Source organism: Corallococcus llansteffanensis (assembly GCF_003612055.1).
GTDB lineage: Bacteria > Myxococcota > Myxococcia > Myxococcales > Myxococcaceae > Corallococcus > Corallococcus llansteffanensis.
Genome location: NZ_RAWB01000010.1, coordinates 24,015 through 47,878 on the forward strand (window position 1 = coordinate 24,015; position 23,864 = coordinate 47,878).

Below are 23,864 nucleotides of genomic sequence, written 5' to 3' on the forward strand. Positions count from 1 at the left end.
TCGGCTACGTGGAGGCGCACGGCACGGCCACGCCGCTGGGCGACCCGATTGAAGTCGCGGCGCTCCAGCGGGCCTACGGCCTGGGCCCGGAAGCCCGGGGCACCATCGCGCTCGCGTCGCTGAAGACCAACATGGGCCACCTGGACACGGTGGCCGGACTCGCGGGCCTGATGAAGGCCGCGCTGGCGCTGCACCACGGGGAGATTCCCCCGAGCCTGCACTTCGAGAAGGCCAACCCGCAGATCGACTTCGACGCGGGCCCCTTCTTCGTCAACACCACCCTTCGGCCCTGGCCGGCAGGCGAGACCCCGCGTCGCGCCGCCGTCAGCTCCTTCGGCGTCGGCGGCACCAACGCCCACGCCGTGCTCGAGGAAGCACCCATGTCGCACAGTGGTTCCACCACGCGGTCCCACCAGGTCGTCCTGCTCTCGGCGCGCACGCCCGAGGCGCTGGAAGCCGCGTCCCAGCGGCTCGCGTCGCACGCGGAGGCCCGCGCGGACCTGTCCATGGCGGACGTGGCCTTCACGCACGCGGTGGGCCGCAAGGGGTTCGACCACCGGCGCACCGTGGTGGCGCGAGACGCGGCGGACCTCGCGAAGCAGCTGCGCAAGCCGTACACGCCGGTGACGGTAAAGGACGCGGAGGCCGCGCGCCGTCGCCGCGTCGCGTTCGTGTTCCCCGGCCAGGGTGCCCAGCAGGTGGGCATGGGCCGCGAGCTGTACGAAGCCGAGCCCGCCTTCCGCAAGCACCTGGACGCCTGCCTCGCGCTGCTGGAGGCCCCGCTGCGCGAGCGCGTCACCACCCTGCTCCAGGCCGCCCCCGGTCCGCAGGCGCCGGAGTCCGCGCTGCTGGCCGACACGCGCGTCGCGCTGCCCGCGCTCTTCGCCGTGGAGGTCTCGCTGGCGCGGATGTGGATGGACTGGGGCGTGAAGCCCTACGCCGTCATGGGTCACAGCTTCGGTGAGTACGCGGCCGCGTGCGTGGCCGGCGTGCTGTCGCTGGAGGACGCCCTGAAGCTCGCGGTGACGCGCGGGGCGCTGATGCACAGCATGCCGCCGGGCGCGATGCTCGCGGTCGCGCTGTCCGAGGCACAGGTGGTGCCGCTCCTGACGGGCCGCCTGACGCTCGCCGCCCACAACTCGCCGGACCGGTGCGTCGTCTCCGGTCCCGTGGGGGAGATTGAACGGCTCCAGGAAGAGCTGAAGCGCCGCAACGCGGGAGCGGTGCGCATGCCCGCGCCGCATGCGTTCCACTCGTCGGACGTGGAACCGCTGATGCCCGAGCTGGCGAAGGTGGTGGGCTCGCTGGGCCGCGCCGAACCGACGGTGCGCTACGTCTCCGGCCTCACCGGCACCTGGGTCCGCCCGGGCGAGCTGCTCGCACCGCGCTACTGGGCGGATCAGATGCGCCAGCCGGTGCGCTTCACCGACTCCGTGGGCGCGCTGCTGGAAGAGGGTTGCAGCGTGCTGTTGGAGGTGGGGCCCGGTCAGGACCTCACGCCGCTGATGCGCGCGTGCCTGGGCCAGGACAAGGACCGCGTGAAGGCCGTGCCCTCGGTGCGTCGTGGAAGCACCACGCCGGAGCACGCGGGACTGCTGGCGTCGATGGGCGAGCTGTGGACCACCGGCCTCGCGCTGGACTGGAAGGCGTTCTACGCCCACGAGCAGCGCCTGCGGATCCACCTGCCCACGTACCCGTTCCAGCGCAAGCGCGTCTGGGTGGAGGCCACGCGCACCGCCGCGCCCACGGCCATCGCACCGGCCTCCGCGCAGACACCAGCCTCCGCGCCACATCCGTCGCTCGTGCAGGGCTCCCTGTCCGCCCCAGCGTCGACGTCCGCATGGACGCCGGCCGCCGCGCAGACGGTGCAGGGCCATCCGCAAGGCTCGGCCCTTGGGGCAAATACGTCCGCACAGGCACAGACGGTTCAGCCGTACCCGCAAGGCTCAGCGGGAGGAACAACCGCGTCCGCGTGGACTCCGACTTCCGGGCAGGCGCAAGTGGCGGCGGCCCCCGTCGTGACCGTTTCGCCATCCTCGCAGGGCACCCTCTCCGCTCCCGTGGGGGACGTGTCCGCGCGGACGGCGGTCCCCGTGCAGGCCCCGTCGGCCGTGGTCCCCGTGAATCTCCCCGCCGCCTCGAACGCCCCCGCGCGCGCGGACGCGCCGCGAGGTGACATCGAGGAGCGCGTGGCCGCGCTATGGCGCGAGCGTCTGGCGCTGGAGTTCGTCGGGCGCGACGACAACTTCCTGGAGATCGGCGGCAACTCGCTGATGGCCGCGCAGCTCCTCAACCAACTCCGCGACACCTTCGGCGTGCAGGTGCCCCTGGCGGCCCTGTTCGAAGCCCCCACGGTGGCCGGCATCGCCGCGCGCATCGAGCCGATGTTGAGCCAGGCGCCCGCCGCGACGCAGACGCGCGAGCTGCCCCTGGAGGCCCTGCCTCGCACGGGCGAGCTGCCGCTGTCCTTCGTGCAGGAGCGCGTGTGGCGGCTGGAGCAGCACCTGCCCGGCCTCTCCGCCTACAACATCCCCGTCGTCCTCAAGCTGGAAGGCGACGCGGCCGTGGAGCCCCTGGAGCGCGCCATCCAGGAGATCGTCCGCCGCCACGAAGCGCTGCGGACCACCTACGACCTCGTGGACGGTCGCCCCGTGCAGCGCTTCCACCCGCACGTGCGCATCCCGCTGGAGCGCGTGGAGCTCACAGGCACGCCCGAGGAGCGCGAGGCGGAAGGACTGCGCCTGGCCCGCGAGGACGCGGCGCGGCCCTTCGACCTGGTGAACGGACCCGTGCTGCGCACGACGCTGCTGCGGCAGGCGGAGAACGTGCACCTGCTGCTCGTCTGCATCCATCACGTCGTCTGCGACACGCTGTCCATCGCCATCTTCATCCACGAGCTGAGCCAGCTCTACGGCGCCTTCCGCCAGGGCAAGCCTTCGCCGCTGCCGCCGCTGACCGTGCAGTACGCGGACTTCGGCGCGTGGCAGCGCCGCACCATCGCCGAGCACCTGGTGCCGGAGCAGGAGCAGTGGTGGCGCACCCGGCTCGCGGGCATGCCGCGCCAGCTGGGCGTGCCCACGGACCGGCCGCGTCCGGAGAAGTGCCCGCTGACGTCGGAGCGCATGAGCGTGGCGTTCCCGCAGGCGCTCGCCCGGGAGCTGGTGTCCTTCGGCAAGCGCGAGGGCTTCACCGGCTACATGACGGTGCTGGCCGCGTGGAACGTGCTGCTGCACCGCTACACGGGGCAGACGGACATCATCGTCGGGACGCCCATCGCCAACCGCACCCGTCCGGAGCTGTTGTCGCTCATCGGCTACGTGGCGCACTCGGCGGCGTTCCGCACCAGCCTCGCGGGAGACCCGACGTTCCGCGAGCTGCTGGAGCGCGTGCGCCAGGAGGTGGCGGACGCGCAGGCCCGCCCGGACGTGCCGTTCGAGTACCTGGTGGAGCAGCTCGTCCCGGGCAAGGACATCGGCCGCGACCGCATGGCCGACACCGTCTTCGTCTACCACAGCAACGCCGTCTCCAGCGTCGACGCGCAGGACACGATGGGCGTGCGCACCTCCATCGTGGAAGTGCCCGGCACGCCCGTGCAATGGGGCACCACGCTGTCGGACCTGACGCTCATCCTGTCGGAAGGGCCCGCGGGCGTGCACGGCGCGCTGGAGTACGCCACCGAGCTGTTCGACGCGGCCACGGCCCGGCGCATGCTGGAGCACCTCCAGACGCTGCTGACCTCCGCCCTGGCGAAGCCCGACGAGCGGCTCTCCCGCCTGTCGCTCGCCACGGAAGTCGAACGCAACGCCTGGCCGCGTCCCCTGCCCGTCCCCACCGCGCCCGCGCTGCCCGCGCTGCTGGCCGAACGCGCACGCCGTCACCCGGAAACCGTGGCCCTGGTGAGGGATGGACGGACGTGGACCTGGTCGGAGCTGTCCACGCGCGCGCAGGCCCTGGCCACCCGCCTGCGGACGCAGGGCGTGAAGCCCGGTGAACCCGTCGTCGTGTGCCTGCGGCCCTCACCGGAGAAGGTCGCGGCGCTGTGGGGCGTGCTGGAGGCCGGTGCCGCCGTGGTGGCGCTCGGTCCCACCGACCTGGGCAACCTCGCGGTCTACGCGCCCGAGGGTGCCGCCTCGCCGCGCATCATCACCTGGAAGGGCGTCGTCACCGCCGCGCGCCTGGAGCCCTCGCGCGTGCTGCACGTGGAGGACGCGCTGGAGACCTCGGGCACGGGTGCATCCGAAGCGGAGGCCTGGCACGCGACGGACACCGTGGCGTGGCTGCTGCCCGCGGGTGCCGGACAGCCCGCGTGGGCGCTGGGACATCCCGCGCTGACGGAGCTGTTCGCCGCGCTGGACGCACGCCTTCGCCCCACCGAGGGGAGCGCGTGGCTCGCGGCCACCGAGGCCACGGCGGAGCGCCCGGAGCTGGAATCGCTCTGGGCCCTCTCGCGAGGCCTGCGCGTGGTGTTCCCGTCCGAGCAGGTGACGGCGCAGCTCGTGCGTTTGCACGGCGGCGGCCCGCGCACACGCGCGCTCGACGTGAGCCTGAGCTACTTCGCGAACGACGAAGACGCGATGAGCGGCCCGAAGTACGAGCTGCTGCTGGAGGGCGCGAAGTTCGCGGACGCGAACGGCTTCTCCGCCGTGTGGACGCCCGAGCGACACTTCCACTCCTTCGGCGGCATCTACCCGCAGCCGGCCGTCGTCGCCGCGGCGCTGGCCGCCGTCACGCGCAACGTGCGCCTGCGCTCCGGCAGCGTGGTGCTGCCGCTGCATGATCCGCTGCTCGTCGCCGAGCAGTGGGCCGTGGTGGACAACCTGTCGCAGGGCCGCGTGGACGTGTCGGTGGCCACCGGCTGGCACGTGCGGGACTTCATCTTCGCGCCGCAGAACTACGCGGACCGGCGCAACATCCTCCTCAAGCACCTGGAGACGCTGCGAGCCCTGTGGCGGGGCGAGCGCATCCAACGCGTGGGCGGCAACGGCGTGATGGTGGAGGTGGGCGTCCGCCCGAAGCCGGTGCAGAAGGAGCTGCCGGTGTGGCTCACGGCCACCGCCAACCCGGAGACGTTCCGGCTGGCGGGCGAGCTGGGCGCGGGCATCCTCACCGGCCTGTTCGCGCACTCACTGGAGGAGCTGAAGCCGAAGGTGGCGCTGTACCGCGAGGCGTGGCGGCGCAACGGCCATCCGGGCCGGGGCCACATCACGTGCATGCTCCACACCTTCCTCGGCGACGACGAGCAGGAGGTGCTGCGCACGGTGCGCAAGCCGCTGCTGGGCTACTTCCGCAGCTCCGCGGACATCACCGCCTCGCTGCTCGCGGCGCAGGGCCACCAGGGGGAGATCGACAAGTTCTCCTCGCAGGACCTGGACGCGCTGCTGGAGCACACCTTCGAGCACCACGCGAAGGTGACCGGCCTCATTGGCACGGTGGAGAGCGGGCTCCAGCGGCTTCGCGACGTGCGCGCGGCGGACGTGGACGAGGTGACATGCCTCATCGACTTCGGCCTGGAGACACCGGTGGTGTTGGAGGGCCTGCGTCGGTTGGCGAAGGTGCGCGTGCTGGCGGAGGCAGAAGCCAACGCGCAGCGCGAGCAGGTGCTGGTGGAGGGTGAGCAGGGCGTGGGCGAGCTGCTGGAGCTGGCGCGCCAGTCCGGAGCGGTGCTGCTGAACACCACCGCGCGGCTGGCGCGAGCCCTGACCGACCTGCCCGGAGCCCGCGAGGCCCTGGCGCCATTCGGAGCGCTGGTGCTGGAGGGTGCCTCGTCGGAGCTGGCGTCGGCCCTGCAGCGAGCCTCGGGTGTGGAGGTGCTGCTCGCGGGCGGTGCCGTGGAAGGCGCGCTGCTGCCCCGGGCCCCCGGTGAGCGCGTGCCGCCCGGCCTCCAGGCCTGGGTGCTGGACGACGCGGGCCAGCCGGTGCCCGCGAACGTGGTGGGCGAGCTGGCCCTGGGTGGGGCTGGAGTGCCGTGGGGCTTGTGGAAGGCCGCCGAGGAAGAGCGTCGCCGCATCGTGCCCCATCCGCTGGACGGAGCCGCGAAGCTGTACCGCACGGGCCGCACGGCGCGCCTGCGCGCGGATGGACGCGTGGAGCCCGTGACCCTGCCGGCCGCCCGCCTGCCTCCGCCCGCCGCGCCGAGCCCTGCCCCCAAGGCACCGGCGTCGCCCAAGGCTCCGACGCCCGCGCCGCGTGCCCAGCAGGTGCCGGGCTCGCCGCCGCCCATCCCCCGCGCGTCGAGGGAGCAGCCCCTGCCGCTCTCCTTCCCGCAGGAGCGGCTCTGGTACCTCCAGCAGTTGGATCCGGCGAACGTCGCCTACAACAACGCCGTCAACTTCCGTCTCACGGGAGCGCTGGACACGAAGGCCCTCCAGGCCGCGCTGGACGAACTGGTGAAGCGGCACGAGGTGCTGCGCACGACGTACACGCTGTCGGACGGTGGCCCCGTGCAGATCGTCCAGCCGACGGGCGGCCTGCCCATGCCGGTGGAAGACGTCCCCGGTGAGACGCGCGAGGAGCGCGAGGCGGAGCTGCTGCGTCGCTGCCGTGCGCTCGCGGACATCCCCTTCGACCTGGAGCGTGGGCCCATCGTGCGCGCGCGCCTGATGCGGCTGGGCGCGGAGGAGCACGTGCTGGGGCTCGTGCTCCACCACGTCGTCTCCGATGCGTGGTGCACCCTGGTGCTCGCGCAGGAGCTGACGGTCCTCTACGCGTGCTTCGGCGCGGGCCTGCCTTCGCCGCTCCCGGCGCTGCCGGTGCAGTACGCGGACTTCGCGGTCTGGCAGCGCAAGTGGTTGGAAGGCGCGATGCTGGACGAGCAGCTGCGCTGGTGGAAGGCGCAGCTCACCGGAGTGCCGGCGCTGGAGCTGCCCACGGACCGGCCGCGTCCCGCCGTGCAGTCCTACGCGGGCGACGTGCACCGCTTCCAGATTCCCCGTGAGGTGTCAGAGCCGCTGCTGGCCCTGGGCCGCAAGGAAGGCGCCACGTCCTTCATGGTCCTGATGGCGCTCTACCAGACGCTGCTGGGCCGCTACGCGAACCAGGACGACTTCGCGGTGGGCACGCCCATCGCCGCCCGCACGAGGCCGGAGGTGGAAGGCCTCATCGGCTGCTTCGTCAACACGCTCGCCTTCCGCGCGAAGCTCGAAGGCACCCCGTCCTTCCGCGAGCTGGTGGGCCGCGTGAAGCAGCAGGCGCTGGGTGCGTACGCGCGCCAGGAGGCCCCGTTCGAGCGACTGGTGGACGTGCTCCAGGTGCCGAGAGACCAGAGCCGCACGCCGGTGGTCCAGGTCCTCCTCAACGTCCTCAACACGCCGGACTCGGACGCCGCGACGCCGCAGTCGCTCCAGCTGAGCCAGGTGGAGGTGCCCACGGGCACGTCGAAGTTCGACCTGGGCCTGGACGTGTACGAGCAGCGCACGGGCCTGTACTGCCGCCTCGAGTACGCCACCAGCCTCTTCGACGAGGCCACCGTCGCGCGCCTCGCCGGACACCTGGCCCTGCTGGCCAAGGCCGTCGTCGCCGCGCCGGACCTGCCGCTGTCGCGCCTGCCCCTGCTCACGGAAGATGAGCGTCAGCAGGTCCTCGTGCAGTGGAACGACACGCGCGTGGAGTACCCGCGAGGCGAGCGCATCCACGACCTCTTCGAGCAGCAGGTCGCCCGCAGCCCGGACGCCGTCGCAGTCACGTTCGAAGGCCACAGCCTCACCTACGCGCAGCTCGACGCGAGGGCCAACCAGCTCGCGCACCACCTGCGCACGCTGAAGGTGGGTCCCGAGTCGTTGGTGGGCGTGTGCCTGGAGCGCTCGCTGGAGATGGTCGTGGCGCTCTTCGGCGTGCTCAAGGCGGGCGCGGCCTACGTGCCGTTGGATCCGGCCTACCCGCGCGACCGCCTCCAGTGGATGCTGGAGGACACCGCCGCCCCTGTACTGCTCGTGCAGGAGCACCTCGTCTCGAAGCTGCCCCTGGGTGCCGGGTCGGGCCCCCAGCCCCAGGTCGTGTGTCTGGACACCGGCTGGGAGCGGATCAGCCGTCACCCCACGACGCCCCCCGCGCCGCTCTCCACGGCCGATGCATTGGCCTACGTCATCTTCACGTCGGGCAGCACCGGACGCCCGAAGGGCGCGATGAACGCGCACGCGGGCGTCGTCAACCGCCTGCGCTGGATGCAGCAGGAGTACGGCCTCACGTCGGAAGACACGGTGTTGCAGAAGACGCCGTTCAGCTTCGACGTGTCCGTCTGGGAGTTCTTCTGGCCGCTGATGACGGGAGCGCGGCTGGTGGTGGCCCGGCCCGGAGGCCACCAGGAGCCGGCCTATCTGGTGCGGCTCATGGCCGACCAGCGCATCACCACCGCGCACTTCGTGCCGTCCATGCTGCGCGCCTTCGTGGAGGAGCCGGGCCTGGAAGGCCTGACGCACCTGCGCCGCGTGGTGTGCAGCGGCGAAGCCCTGCCCGCGGACCTCGTGCGCCGGGCCCACGCGCGCCTGCCCGTGGCGGAGGTGCACAACCTCTACGGCCCCACGGAAGCCGCGGTGGATGTCACGTACTGGCACTGCCCGCGCACGGAGAACCTGCGCCGCGTGCCCATCGGTCGCCCCGTGGCGAACACGCGGTTGCACGTGCTCGACCGTCATGGCCAGCCCGTGCCGGTGGGAGTGCCCGGTGAGTTGTTCCTCGCCGGTGTGCAGGTGGGCCGCGGCTACTGGCGCCGTCCGAACCTGACCGCCGATCGCTTCATCCCGGACCCGTTCAGCCCCACGCCCGGCGCGCGCATGTACCGCACGGGAGACCTGGCGCGCTGGCTGTCCGACGGCACGGTGGAGTACCTGGGCCGCGCCGACTTCCAGGTGAAGCTGCGAGGCTTCCGAATCGAGCTGGGAGAGATCGAAGCCGCGCTCCAGTCGCACCCCGGAGTGCGCGAAGCCGTGGCCGTCGTGCGCCAGGACGCGTCCGGTGACGCGAGACTCGTGGCCTACGTCACGGGAGACGCGGGCCCGCTGGAAGCGGCCACGCTGCGCACGTTCCTCCTGGAGCGGCTGCCCGAGTACATGGTGCCCTCGGCCTTCATGCACCTGGGGGTGCTGCCGCTGACCCCGAGCGGCAAGGCCGACCGCAAGGCCCTGCCGGCGCCGGAAGTGTCGGTGGCGTCGCGAGGCCAGTACGTGGCGCCTCGAAGCCCCTCCGAGCAGACCCTCACGGGAATCTTCACCGAGGTGCTGGGCATCGAGCGCGTGGGTGTGAACGACAGCTTCTTCGAGCTGGGCGGTCACTCGCTGCGAGCCACCCAGGTCGTCGCGCGCGTGCGCACGGCCTTCGGCGTGGAGCTGGGCCTGCGCGTCCTCTTCGAGGCGCCCACGGTGGCCGCGCTCGCGCAGCGCCTCCAGGCGCTCCAGGACCCGAGCCGTCCGGCGCTCGCGGCCCCGCCCCTGGCGGTCGCGGACCGGGGCGCGGTGTTGCCCCTGTCCTTCGCGCAGCAGCGGCTGTGGTTCATCCACCAGCTCGACCCGACGGACACGACGTACAACATCCCCGCGGCGCTGAAGCTGGAGGGCACGCTGGACGTGAGCGCGCTCCAGCGAAGCTTCGAGGAGCTGGTGCGCCGCCACGAGTCCCTGCACACCACCTTCCGCACCGAGGCCGGAGAACCGTTCCAGGACATCCACGCGCCCGCGCCGGTGCCGCTCCCGGTGACGGACCTGACGGCCCTGCCCGAAGCGTCCGCGCGTCAGGCCGAAGCGTTGCGCCTCGCGACCGATGAGGCCCGCCGTCCCTTCAACCTGGAGCAAGGCCCGCTGCTGCGCGCCCTGCTCCTGAAGCTGAGCGACACCGAGCATGTGCTGGTGCTGAACGTCCACCACATCGTCTCCGACGGCTGGTCCGTGGGCGTGCTGGTGCGGGAGATCGCGGCGCTGTACGCGGCCTTCCTCCAGGGCCGCCCGTCGCCGTTGCCTGAACTGCCGGTGCAGTACGCGGACTACTCGGCCTGGCAGCGGAACTGGCTGCGAGGCCCGGTGCTGGACGCGCAGCTCGACTACTGGCGCGGACAGCTCACGGGGGCCGCGGCGCACCTGGAGCTGCCCACCGACAAGCAGCGCCCGGCAAGGCAGTCCTTCCAGGGCGCGGTGGCACCGGTGCGCCTGCCGCGAGAGCTGAGTGACGCGGTGGAGGCCCTGGCGAAGCGCGAGGGCGCGACGCCCTTCATGGTGCTCCTGGCGGCCTGGCAGCTCGTGTTGCAGCGCTACTCCGGACAGGACGACATCACGGTCGGCTCGCCCATCGCGGGACGCCGGCACGTCGAGTCCGAGTCGCTCATCGGCTTCTTCGTCAACACGCTGGTGCTGCGAGCGCAGGTGCGAAGCGACGCCAGCTTCCGTCAGCATTTGAAGCAGGTGCGCGACACCACGCTGGGCGCGTACGAGCACCAGGATCTGCCCTTCGAGAAGCTGGTGGAGGCGCTGCACCCGGCGAGAGACTTGAGCCGCAGTCCCCTCTTCCAGGTGCTCTTCGTCCTGCAGAACGCCCCCGTGTCCGAGCTGTCCCTGCCCGGGCTCACGCTGCGCGCCGTGGACGTGAACAGTGGGATGGCGAAGTTCGACCTGGACCTGACGCTCCAGCGCGAGGAGCAGGGCTTCACGGGCAGCCTCACCTACGCCACGGCCCTGTTCCATCCGGACACCGCGGCCCGGATGGTCGAACACCTCCAGGTCCTGCTGGGTGCGGCCATCGCCGAGCCGGAGCTCCCGTTGTCCCGCCTCTCGATGCTCACGGAGTCCGAGCGCCATACGTTGCTCGTGGAGTGGAACGACACGGGCACGACGCTGCGCCGAGGCCTCATCCACCAGCTCGTCGCCCAGCAGGTGGCCCGCACGCCCGACGCCACCGCCCTCGTCGTCGGCACCCAGCGCCTCACCTACGCCCAGCTTGATGCACGGGCCAACCAGCTCGCGCACCACCTGCGCGCGCAAGGCGTCGGGCCCGAGGTGCGCGTCGCCGTCTGCCTGGAGCGCAACGTCGACCTCGTCACCTCCCTGCTCGCCATCCTCAAGGCCGGTGGCACCTACGTGCCTCTCGACCCGGCCTACCCCCGCCAGCGCCTCGACTTCACGCTCGCGGACTCCGGCGCGCGGCTCCTGCTCTCGCACTACCCCGTTCTGGACTCCCTGAAGCTCGACACCCAGGGCGTGGAGACCCTCTGCCTCGACGTGCTCCCCGAGGCTGTTTCCACACTGCCCACGTCGGCTCCAAGCGCCACGGTCAGCAAGGACAACCTCGCCTACGTCATCTACACCTCAGGCTCCACGGGCAGGCCCAAGGGCGTCGCCATCTCCCACGCCAGCGCCACCGCCTTCCTCGACTGGGCCCTCCAGACCTTCTCGCCCGCCCAGCTCAAGGGCACCCTGGCGGCCACGTCCGTCTGCTTCGACCTCTCCGTCTTCGAACTCTTCGCGCCCCTGGCCTGCGGCGGTGCGGTGCTGCTCGCCGACAACGCCCTCACTCTCGCGAGCCTGCCCGCCGCCTCGGAGGTGACGCTCATCAACACCGTCCCCTCCGCCATCGCGGAGCTGCTGCGCACGGGCGCCATTCCGCCTTCCGCACGGACCATCAACCTCGCGGGTGAGCCGCTGCCCGGCACCCTCGCGCGCGCCCTCTACGCCACCGGCTCCGTCGAGCACGTCTTCAACCTCTACGGCCCCACCGAGGACACCACCTACTCCACCTTCACCCGCGTCCCTCAAGCCGAGGGTGAGCCCACCATCGGCCTGCCCCTCCCCGAGACGAGCGCCTACGTCCTCAACCCCAGCCTCCACCTGCAGCCCATCGGCGTCCCCGGGGAGCTCTTCCTCGCGGGAGCAGGCCTCGCACGCGGCTACCTCGGCCGCGCCGACCTCACCGCCGAGCGCTTCATCCCGGACCCCTTCAGCCCCGTCCCCGGCGCGCGCATGTACCGCACCGGAGACCTGGTGCGTCGCCGCGCTGACGCCCAGCTGGAGTACCTGGGCCGCACCGACTTCATGGTGAAGCTGCGCGGCTTCCGCATCGAGTTGGGCGAAATCGAAGCCACCCTGCGCCAGCACCCCGCCGTCCAGCAGGCCCTCGTCCTCGCGCGCCGCGACTCCCCCACCGGAGACCCGCGCCTCGTCGCCTACGTCGTCGCTTCCAATCCCAATCCGAACGAGCTGCGCACCTTCCTCCAGCAGAAGCTGCCCGAGTACATGGTGCCCGCCGTCTTCGTCCCGCTGGCCGCCTTCCCCCTCACTCCCAACGGCAAGGTCGACCGCAAGGCCCTCCCCGCTCCAGAGGCAGGCACCCTCGGCACCGCGGAAGCACACGTGGCGCCGCGAGACCCACTGGAGCAGGAGCTGGCTACGCTCTGGGAAGAGGTGCTCGGCATCAAACCCATCGGAGTGAAGAGCCACTTCTTCGAACTGGGAGGCCACTCACTCCTGGCCGTGAGGCTCATGGCGCGCATCCGCGAGCAGCTGAAGCGCGAGCTGCCGCTGGCCACGCTGTTCCAGGCCCCCACGGTGGAGCAACTGGCCGCACTGCTGCACCAGGTGCCCGCGCCATTCTCTCCGCTCGTCCCCATCCGGACCAATGGCACACGCCGTCCGTTCTTCTGCGTCCATCCCATCGGCGGCAACGTGCTGACCTATGCGGAGCTGGCGCAAAGCCTCGGACCGGATCAGCCCTTCTACGGCCTCCAGTCGTCGGGCCTGGACGGCAAGCAACCGCCGCTGAGCACCATCGAAGAGATGGCGACGAGCTACCTCGACGCCATCCGCACCGTGCAACCCCAGGGTCCCTACCGCCTGGGAGGCTGGTCCATGGGAGCGCTGGTCGCCTTCGAGATGGCCCGCCAGCTCCAAGCCCGCGGAGAAGCCGTGGAGCTGCTGACCCTCATCGACCCGAGCAGCGCCACCGGGGCGCGAGTGAGCATCGACGTCGATGACCCACGGCAGGTGCTCGCACAGTTCGCCAGCGACCAGGGTCAGCTCGCGGGCCAGGCCGCATGGGTCCCGGACGAGGCCGTGCTCGAACGAGGACTGGACGCGGCACTGGGCCTGCTCATCCCTGAGATGGAGCTGCCGCAGGTGCGAACCCTCTTCAACGTCTTCGCCAGCAACCTGCGCGCGATGAAGCACTACGTGCCCAAGCCCCTCACCGGCCGCATCGCCGTGCTGCGCGCCAGCGAGCGTCACGCGACAGAGGCGAACGACCGCGGCTGGAGTGCGCTCGCAAGCAACGAGCTCGTGCTGCACGACGTGCCCGGCAACCACTACAGCGTGCTGCGCGCACCGAACGTGCAGACGCTGGCGGAGTTGCTGACCCGGCTGCTCGGCTGATCGAAGCGGTGCGAACGGGCCGGAGCGGGAACCATCCCCCTCCGGCCCCACGCCAACGCCTCAACCTCCTGCGTCACGCGGTGCTCGACCACGCCCAACCTATCCAGGGATTACTGGCTAGGTTAGGAATGGCGTTTTCGACCCACATCGAGACCGAGGCTCCCGCGTGCGCTCCTCCCGCCTTTCCCTGCCCCTGTTCCTGACCCTGACCGCGCTCTGCGGTTGTGGACGCGATGAAACACCGCCGTCCTCGCTGCTGCGTCCGACCATCCACCGGACGGCCCACGGCATCCCCCACATCCAGGCCGACGGGTATCGCGCCCTGGGTGCCGGGATTGGCTACACGCAGGCGCAGGATGCGGTCTGCATCCTCGCGGATCAGTTCCTGAAGGTCCGCGGCGAGCGCGCGAAGTACTTCGGCCGGGGGCCCCAGGACGCCTACGTCGAGAGCGATTTCACGTATCGGGGGCTCGGGCTCCGGGCTCGCGCCCAGGCCACCTTCGCCGGGCAGTCGCCGGAAATGCAGGAGCTCGTGAAGGGCTTCGCCGCCGGCTACAACCAGTACCTCAAGGACACGCCAGCCGAGGAGCGTCCCGCACCGTGCAAGGGTGCGGCCTGGGTGAAGCCCATCAGTGCCTTCGACCTCCTGGCCTACCACCTGGACCTGTCGCTGTTCGACACCCTCATTCCGCTCCTCGGCTACGTCGCGAACGCGCAGCCGCCGCAGGTCGGAGCGGGAGGAAGGGGTCCCCAATCCCAGGCGCTCGCCATCGCCCCGCGCCAGGACGACCTGGGCAGCAACGGCTGGGCCCTCGGTCGTGAGAAGTCCACCGGAGGCAGGGGCATGCTGGTCGCGAACCCGCACTTCCCCTGGGAGGGCAGCCTTCGCTTCCACGAGAGCCACCTGACCATTCCCGGCAAGCTCGACGTGTACGGCGTGTCGCTGCTGGGCGTGCCGGCCATCAACATCGGCTTCAACAGGGACATCGCCTGGACGCACACCGTGACGGCGTCCACGCACCTCACGCTGTACCGGCTCAAGCTGGTGCCGGGAGACCCCACCGCGTACGTGTACGACGGTGCAGTTCGCCGCATGGTGGGCCAGGAGCACACCGTCGCGGTGCGCGAGGCCGACGGCAGCATGACCCAGGAGAAGCGCACGTACTGGCGCAGCCACCACGGCCCGATGCTCAGCGGGCCCGGCGCCGACTGGTCGAACGAGATCGCGTACACGGTGCGCGACGCCAACGAAGGCAATGATCGGTTCGCGGAGCACTGGCAGCGGCTGAACGCGGCCCACAGCCTCCAGGAGGCCGCCGACGTGGAGCGCGTGGTGCGCGGCGCGCCCTGGGTCAACACCCTTCTGGTGAGCGCGGATGGCAGCACGCGCTACGTGGACGCGTCCCCCGTCCCCGCCCTGAGCCCGCAGACCGTCGAGGCCTACCGCGCCTCGCTCGAGACGACTCCGGACGCGCCCATCTTCGCGTCGCTGGGGTTGATCCTGCTGGACGGCAGCACGTCCCGCGACGAGTGGGTCGGCCTGGAGGGCGAAGCCCGCGGACTGGTCCCGGCCCCTGTCGCGCCGCAGGTGGTCCGAAACGACTACGTGATGAACGCGAATGATCCGGCGACCTTCGCGAACCCCGCCGCGCCGCTGCTCGACCTGCCCTTCGGTTACGAAATCTTCGGGACGCGGGGCCGCCTCAGCACCCGGTCGCACATGAACCTCTCGCTCATCACGGAGCAGGGCGACACCGCGGCATCCGGCAGCGACGGTCGCTTCACGCTGGAGGAGCTGGAGCAGGCCATCCTGAGCAACCGGACCTGGGTGGCGGAGCAGCTGCGCGCGCCCGTCGTGCAGCGCTGCCAGGGGGCCGCGCCGGTCCTGGTGGGGGACACCCGGGTCGACCTCAAGGAAGCGTGCCAGTTGCTCGCGGCGTGGGATGGCCGGCTGGACCTCGACAGCAGGGGCGCCATCGTGTGGCGTGAGTTCCTGAACGGGTTCAGCCGCTCGGACCTCACCCAGAAGGGAGTGCTCTTCGCGCAGCCCTTCGATCCCCTCCAGGCCGCCACCACGCCGTCAGGGCTGACGCCGGCCCCGGCCGAGGGTCCGGATCCGGTGAACCAGAAGCTCGGCGAAGCGGTCGCGATCCTCGGGAAGGCAGGCATCCCGGTGGGGGCCCGGCTGGGTGACGTGCAGTTCGCGCGCAAGGGGGACCGCGTGATTCCGCTCCACGGAGGCGCCGCCTTCGAGGGCGTGACCAACGTCGTCGGCTATTCGGGCGAGAACGCGACGCTGTTGCCCCACTCCCAGCAGCAGGGAGCGCTCGTGTCACCCGGAACAGGACTCACTGCGCAGGAGGGCTATCTCGTCGACTTCGGGACGAGCTTCCTGATGGTCATGGAGTACACGCCGCAGGGGCCTCGCGCGAACGCGGTCCTCTCCTACTCGGAAAACGCCGACCCTGCCTCGCCGCGCTTCGTGGACCAGACGGACCTCTTCTCCGGCAAGCACCTGCGTCCCATCCTCTTCGAGAAGGCGGACATCCTCGCGGATCCGTCCCTCGTGACGACGGAGCTCCAGGTCGACAACACCTCCCGACTCGAATAGCGCGCCCACGGGCGCGCTCACCGCTCGTGAGCGCCCTCCGCACCGCGTCCGGCTCCGCCATCGTCGTGGGAGTCGTCTCAACGGGGCATGCCTGCTGCCGGAGGAGCGGGAGCTGGCGAGCCTGGAAGGCGCCCTCTCCCGCCAGGGGGACCCCTGGGCGGTGTGCGTGTTGAAAAGGAGCCGCGCGCACGACGGCCCGGTGCGCGTGGGCAACGGCAATGGCCTGAAGGACGTCGTGGACACGGGCCTCCTGCGAGTGCATCGCATTGATCAGCCCCCTCGTCCCTGGGGGCACCGGCCCGGCGCGAGGCCACGGCCGTGCACACCTTACGGGTGGATGTTTCGCGCCGTCGCCCGTGCGCGCCCGGTGCGGTCGTCCACCCTCGCCTGCGCGCGCACGGGAGATCATCCGCCATGGAAACCACACGTCCGGCCCTCGCCCTCCTGCCCGGTCAGGTCATCGTCTCACTGAACTTCGATGACGGCCTTGCCACCCAGGCCACAGGAGCCTCCATCCTGCAGGCCCATGGCATGCGCGGCACCTTCTACGTCCACAGCACCCGGATGGGACAGTCCGGCCGCCTCACGCTCGCCCAGGTGCGCGCATTCCAGGACGCCGGCCATGAGATCGGCGGCCACACGCTGACCCATCCACACCTCACCGAACTCTCCGCGGACGAGCAGCGCAGGGAGATCTGCAACGACCGGGTCGCGCTGCTCAACGCAGGCTTCCGCGTCACCTCGTTCGCGTACCCCTTTGGCGACAAGGACTCGACCACGCGGCAGATCGTGAAGGATTGCAATTACAACTCGGCGCGGGAGAGCGGCGGCCTGCGCACCGCCACCGGCGGCAGCGGCAACCCATACGCCGAGCCCGTGCCGCCCGCGGACGCGTATGCCATCCGGACCCACGGCTCCGTGCAGGCCACCACCACGCTCACGGACCTGAAGAACTACATCCTGCGCGCGGAGGAGGCGGGGGGTGGCTGGGTGCCGCTCGTCTTCCACCACCTCTGCGGGCCGTGCAACCCGCCACAGACCTACTCCACCGCGCCCGCCACGCTGACGGCGTTCCTGGACTGGCTGGCGCCTCGCGCCTCGCGGGGCACCACGGTCGCCACCATGGACGCGGTCATCGGCGGCGTGCTGAAGCCGCCCGTGAGCTGGCCGCCCGGGCAGCTCCTGAAGAACCCCTCGCTCGAAGCGGACGCCAACGGAGACGGGACACCGGACTGCTGGCAGCGCGGCGGCTTCGGCTCCAACACCTTCACCTGGACGCGGACCTCGGATGCCCACGGAGGCAGCTGGGCGCAGCAGGTGCGCATCACCGACATCACCAGCGGCGACCGGAAGCTCATCACCCGGCAGGACGACAGCAGCTGCACGCCTCCGGTGACGGCGGGGCACCACTACCGCATCTCCGCCTGGTACAAGGCCACCACGTCGGTGCGGTTCAAGGCGTACTACCGGAACAGCGCGGGAGCGTGGACGTACTGGTCCCAGGGCCCCCTGCTCCCCGCGCGCACCGGCTACACCTTCGCCGAGTGGACGACGCCCGCGGCCCCTTCCGAGGCCCGGGCCCTCAGTGTCGGACTGTCCATCGACCGGGTCGGCACGCTCACCATGGATGACTTCGCGCTCGCCGACGTGGAGGCGAGCGCGTCACCCTGAGCCATGAAGTCATGACCGCGGGCCCAGTGCTTCCGCGAGCATGTCGAGCGCCGGTGAGCGGAGGATGGAGTGGTGGTCGCCGGGGAGTTCGTGCACCTCCACGCCGCCCCCGGCCCATGGGGCCCAGCCGCCATCCGCTCCTGTGGGAACCTGCGTTTCGCTCGCGCGCAGCAGGGTGACGCGGCCACCGTAGCGCCCCGGTGTGTACCGCCAGAGGGCGCGGAGGTTGCTCTCGTAGACACGGTACAGGGTCTGGAGCTGCTCGGGCCCGACTCCGGGGGGCAGCACGCCGGCGCTCCTTCCCAGCTCCAGCAGGCGGTCCAGCGTCGTCCGTTCAGGCACGGGCAGGCCGAGGAGCCGGGCCGTGAACTCCACGAACCGGGCGGCAATCCACTCCGCCCCCACGGCCTCCGGCGGGCGCTGGTCGAAGGCATAGGCATCGATGAGCACCAGCTGCTCCACCTGCTCACCCTGCTGCTCCAACTGGCGCGCCATCTCGAAGGCCACCACTCCTCCGAGGGACCAGCCGCCCAGCCGGTAGGGCCCGGAGGGCTGGAAGGCTCGCAGCGCCTCCACGTAGCACGCGGCCATGGCCTCCACCGTCTCCAGCGGCGCGCGCTCTGCCTCGAGGCCCAGTGACTGGAACGCGTAGAACGGCTGCTCCGGCCCGAGCCTCCGCGCCAGCTCCAGATACGGCAGGACGTTGCCGCTGACGGGATGGACGCAGAAGAAGGGCCGGCGCGAGCCCGTGCTCGTCAGGGGCACCAGGGGAGACAGGTGCCCCGGGGCCTGACGCAGCCGCGCCGCCAGCGCCTCGAGCGTGCCCGCCTGGAAGAGCGACACCACCGGCAGGCTGCGACCCAGGCGCTCGCGGATGAGCGACATCATCCGCATCGCCAGGAGCGAGTGGCCCCCCAGCTCGAAGAAGTCCGAAGTGATGCCGATGGGGCCGGTGCCCAGCAGCTCCTCCCAGATGCCGGCGAGCACCAGCTCCACCGCGTCGCGTGGCGCCACATGGCCCCGCTCCGGCCCCGGACGAAGGGCTTCTGGCGCCGGGAGCGCCTTGCGGTCCACCTTGCCGTTGGGCGTCAGCGGCAGCGCGTCCAACAGCACGTAGGCCGACGGCACCATGAAGTCCGGCAGCCGCTCCTTCAGGAAGCGCCGCAGGTCGGCCGCGTCAGGCGCCGCCTCCGGCTGGGGCACGACGTACGCCACCAGGCGTCGACCCTCGCCCCCCTCCTCTCGCGCGAGCACCACGGCCTCACGCACGGCCACGTGTCGCCGCAGGGCCGCCTCGACTTCTCCCAGCTCGATGCGGAAGCCGCGCACCTTCACCTGCTGGTCGATGCGGCCCTGGTACTGGAGCACGCCCTCGGGCAGCCACCGCACGCGGTCTCCCGTGCGGTACAGCCGGGCTCCGGGCTGCTGGCTGAACGGATCCGGCACGAAGCGCTCCGCCGTCAACTCGGGTCGGTCGACATAGCCACGGGCCAGGCCGGCGCCGCCCAGGTACAGCTCGCCCGCCACGCCCCGGGGCACGGGCTGAGCGAGCGCATCCAGCACGTACGCGCGCGTCCCGTCGAGCGGCCGGCCCAGGGTGGGCTCTCGCGTGGCCCCCCGGGGTGCCAGCGCCCACGTCGAGTACGTCGTGTCCTCGGTGGGGCCGTAGAGGTTGAGCACCCGCTCCACGCCGGGCGCGGCCTGGTGGAGGGCCTGCACCAGCGAGTTGGCGAGCGGCTCTCCGGCCAGGTTCACCGTGCGCACCGAATCCGGCACCGCGTTGGCGCGCACCAGCTCCGCCATCGCGGAGGGCACGGTGTTGATGAGGGTCACCCGCCGGGCCGCCGGAAGCGACGGCAGCTCGAGCGCGTTGCGCGCCACCACCACGGCACCGCCATGGGTGAGCGGCGCGAACAGCTCGAAGACGGACAGGTCGAAGTTGAGCGACGTGGAGGCCAGGACCCCGACCAGCTCTTCCGACGTGAAGGTCCGGGCCGTCCAGCGCACGAACGCCACGGCGCTCCGGTGCTCCAGCGCCACGCCCTTGGGACGGCCCGTGCTGCCCGACGTGAACAGCACATAGGCCAGGTGGTCCGGAGCCATCCCGGCGGCTGGCGCGTCCCCGGCTTCCTCCGCGAGGGCCTGTACCTCATCGAGCGCCACCCGGGCCACATCCACGGAGGGCAGCGCGTCCAGCAGCGAGCGCTGGCCCACCAGCACCCGGGGCTTCGCATCCTCCAGCATGAAGGCCAGCCGCTGCCGGGGGTAGGCCGGGTCCAGTGGCACGTAGGCGCCGCCGGCCTTGAGGATGCCGAGCACCGCCACCACCAGGTCCGCGTCGCGCTCCGCGCAGAGGCCCACGCGCACTTCCGGCCCCACGCCCAGCTCGCGCAACCGCCACGCCAGTCGGTTCGCCCGCCGGTCGAGCTCGCGGTATGTCAGCGCCACGTCTCCGGACACCACCGCCACGGCGTCGGGGGTGGCCGCGGCCTGTCGCTCGACGAGCGTGTGGAGGCACGCGTCCGAGGGCCCTCCGGAGCCGGTGTCGTTCCACTCCACCAGCAGCCGCCGCTGCTCCGCCTCTCCCAGCACGGGGAGCGCGAACACGGACTGTCCGGGACTGGCGATGGCACCTTCGAGCAGCGCCTTCAGGTGCCCCAACAGCCGCTCCACCGTCGCGGGCTCGAACAGGGCGGTGCTGTACTCCAACCCGCCGGTGAAGCCGTCCTCACCGTCCACGAAGCCGAGCGTGAGGTCGAACCGGGCCACCCGGTGCTCCACCCCCACGGGCTGGAGCGCCAGATGGGAGCGGGCGTGCCCCGCGGCCTTGGGCGTGCTGTCGAAGGTGAGCATCACCTGGAAGAGGGGCGCGTGGCTCAGGCTGCGCTCGGGACGCAGCTCCTCCACGAGCTTTTCGAAAGGCACGTCCTGGTGTGCGTACGCGCCGAGCGTCACCTCGCGCACCCGGGCGAGCAGCTCGCGGAAGGAGGGATGGCCGTCCAGCCGTGTCCTCAGCACCAGCGTGTTGACGAAGAAGCCGATGAGCCCCTCCGTCTCCGCCCGCGTGCGTCCCGCGATGGGCGAGCCCACGCACACATCCTCCTGGCCCGAGTAGCGCGCCAGCACCGCCTGGAACGCCGCCAGCAGCACCATGAACGGCGTGACGCCCTCACGGCGGCCGAGCCCATGCACCGCCCGGGACAGCTCGCGGCCCAGCGAGAAGGGAGCGAAGGCGCCTTCCAGGGACTGCACCGCGGGACGGGGCTTGTCCATGGGCAACTCCAGCAGGCGGGGTGCTCCTTCCAGCCGTTCCTTCCAGTAGCCGAGCTGCGCCTCCAGGACCTCTCCCTGGAGCCATTCGCGCTGCCAGACCGCATGGTCCGCGTACTGGAGCGGCAGTGCCGGCAGCCGGGACGGCTGCCCCTGGGAGAAGGCCTCGTAGAGCTCCGCCAGCTCGTGCACCAGGAGCCCCATGGACCAGCCGTCGGAGATGATGTGGTGCATCACCAGCACCAGCATGTGCTCCTGAGCGGACAGCATGAGCAGCGAAGTCCTCAACAGCGGACCGTGCTCCAGGTTGAACGGGAGCTGCGACGCTTCCTGCGCGAGGCGCCTCGCCTCCGCTTCACGGTGGGCCTCCGGCAGCGTGCGCAGGTCCACCACCTCGAGCCGCGCGCGGCCCTGCGGGTCGATGACCTGCACGGGCGAGCCGCCCTCGATCCGGAAGGTGGTGCGCAGGGATTCATGGCGACGCACCAGCGCGTCGAAGCTCCGCTCCAGCGCGGCCACGTCCAGGGTGCCGGTCAGCCTCACCGCGGAAGGTACGTTGTAGACGGTGCTGCCCGGCTCCAGCTGATCCAGGAACCACAAGCGCTGCTGGGCGAAGGACAGGGGGAGCACGCCGTCGCGTGAGGCCCGCTTCAAGGGCGGAACCCGGACACCCGCCGCGGCAGCCCGTGCGGCCTCCACTCGCTGCGCCAGTCGAGCGACCGTGGGGGCTTCGAACAGCTCACGCAGCGGCAGCTCCACCTGGAGGGACTCGCGGATCCGCGAGACGAGCTGTGTCGCCAGCAGCGAGTGGCCGCCCAGTTCGAAGAAGTCGTCGTGGAGCCCCACCCTCTGCTGATGGAGGACCGTGGCCCACAGTCCGGCCAGCAGCTCTTCCGTGGGCGTGCGAGGCGCTTCGTACTCACGTCGCGCGCCCTCCGTCGTGGCCTCCGGCGCGGGTAGGGCCTTGCGGTCCACCTTGCCGTTGGGGGTCAGGGACAGCGTGGGCAGCACCACGTAGGCCTGCGGCACCATGTACTCCGGCAACCGCTGCTTCACGTGGCTCCGAAGCTCGCTGGCCTCCAGTGCGGTGCCCTCCTGCGCCGTGACGTAGGCCACCAGTCGCTTGCCTTCGGCCCCGTCTTCCCGCGCCACCACCACGGCCTCGCTGACTCCGGCGTATTGGGTCAGTGCTGCTTCCACTTCGCCCAACTCGATGCGGTAGCCCCGCACCTTCACCTGCGTGTCCGTGCGGCCTAGGAACTCCAGCGTGCCGTCGCTCAACCACCGCGCCTTGTCACCCGTGCGGTACAGCCGCTCGCCGTCTCCGAAGGGGTTGGGGACGAAGCGCTCCGCCGTCAGCTCTGGGCGCTCCACGTAGCCGACTGCCAGACCCTCGCCTCCCACGTACAGTTCACCCGGCACTCCTGCGGGCACGGGTTGCATCGCCCCGTCCAGCACGTACGCCGTCGTGTTGGGAATCGGCCGGCCGATGGACACCGAGGTGCCCACCTCTTCGGCCCGCTCCATCCGGTAGGTGCTGGAGAACGTCGTGTTCTCCGTTGGCCCGTACCCATTGATGAGCACGCCTCCGGAGGCAAGCCGCTCCTTCACGCGGCCCACCGGCAGCACGTCGCCACCGGCCAGTAGCTGCTTCACCTTCGCCAGGGCCTGCGGCTGCCTCGCTTGCATCTGCTCGAAGAGCGCCGCCGTCAGCCACAGCGAGGTGACGCCCGACGCCTCCAGCGTGCGGCCCAGTTCCTCCAGCGACGGCGTGCCCGCCGGGTACACCACCAGCTTCGCCCCGTGCAGCAGGGCGCCCCAGACTTCCAGCGTCGAGGCGTCGAAGGAGATGGGCGCCAGTTGCAGCCACACCTCCTCCGGTCCGAAGTGCGCGAAGTCCGTCCCCAACACCAGCCGGGACACCGCGCGGTGCGGCACGCCCACGCCCTTCGGCCGGCCCGTGCTGCCCGAGGTGAACATCACGTACGCCAGGTGGTCGCCGCCGACACTCGGGCTCGGGTTGCTCTCGGGCTGGCGCGCGATGGAACCCCACTCGGTGTCCACGCACACCACGGGCTCGCCTTCGGTGAGGCCCACGGACTGAAGCAGCTTGCGCTGGCCGACCAGCAGCGCCACCGCTGCCTCGCGCTTCATCCACGACAGCCGCTCCAGCGGGTAGCTGGCATCCAGCGGGACGTACACGCCTCCCGCCTTCAGGACGCCCAGCACGCTCACCACCAACTCCAGCGAGCGCTCCACGCACAGGCCCACCCGTACTTCCGGCCCCACTCCCATGGCCCGCAGGTGGTGCGCGAGCTGGTTGGCCCGCCGGTTCAGCTCCCCGTACGTCAGTCGCTGGGCCTCGTACTCCACCGCCACCGCTTCCGGAGTGCGCTGTGCTTGAGCCTCGAAGAGGGCGTGCACGCTGGGGTCACGCGGATACTCCGTGGCCTTCCCGCTCCATTCCTTCACCAGTCGCTGCTGCTCCTCTGGCCTCATCAGCGGCAGTTGCCACAGCCGCGTTTCGGGTTCGGCGACCGCCGCCTCCAGCAGCACGCGCAGGTGCCCCAGCAGCCGATCCATCGTCTCGGCTTCAAACAGGTCGCTGTTGAACTCCAGGCCGCCTGACAGCCCCTCTTCCGATTCGCCCAGGCCGAGCGTCAGGTCGAACTTCGCCGTCTTCCCCGAGGACTCCGCCGCCTCCAGCTTCAACCCCGGCAGGCTCACCTCTCCGCCCGGCGCGTTCTGCAGCACGAACATCACCTGGAAGAGCGGACCCCGGCTCAAGTCACGCTCCGGCTGCAGCTCCTCCACCAGCCTCTCGAACGGCACCTCCTGGTGTGCGTACGCCCCCAGCGTCACCTCCCGCACCTGCCCCAGCAGTTGCCGGAAGCTCTGCTCCGGCGTCAGCTTCGCCCTCAGCACCAGCGTGTTGACGAAGAAGCCAATCAGCCCCTCCGTCTCTCCTCTCG

Annotated in this window: 4 protein-coding genes (1 of these 4 only partly in view); 3 read left to right on the top strand and 1 reads right to left on the bottom strand. The window is 71.2% G+C overall.

The window, feature by feature from the left end:
- From D7V93_RS01870 to D7V93_RS01880, 3 genes are all read left to right on the top strand, one after another.
- Positions 1 to 13,340, top strand: partial view of a non-ribosomal peptide synthase/polyketide synthase gene (locus D7V93_RS01870; protein WP_120641697.1) — the final stretch only. Its footprint begins 13,732 nt before the window's first position; the window shows 13,340 of its 27,072 coding nt (coding positions 13,733-27,072); the start codon falls outside the window, past its left edge; it ends in the stop codon at positions 13,338 to 13,340.
- A 166-nt stretch (positions 13,341 to 13,506) separates the two neighbouring features.
- Positions 13,507 to 15,951: a penicillin acylase family protein gene (locus D7V93_RS01875; RefSeq protein ID WP_120641698.1), complete on the top strand. Its 2,445-nt coding sequence runs from the start codon at positions 13,507 to 13,509 to the stop codon at positions 15,949 to 15,951.
- A gap of 414 nt (positions 15,952 to 16,365) precedes the next feature.
- Positions 16,366 to 17,622, top strand: a complete 1,257-nt coding sequence (locus D7V93_RS01880; protein ID WP_120641699.1) for a polysaccharide deacetylase family protein — start codon at positions 16,366 to 16,368, stop codon at positions 17,620 to 17,622.
- Between the two features lie 9 nt (positions 17,623 to 17,631).
- On the opposite strand, the gene D7V93_RS01885 is transcribed toward D7V93_RS01880, so the two are convergent.
- Positions 17,632 to 23,864 (bottom strand): non-ribosomal peptide synthetase (locus D7V93_RS01885; protein WP_147451006.1); only part of this gene is annotated, 6,233 nt, incomplete at its 5' end.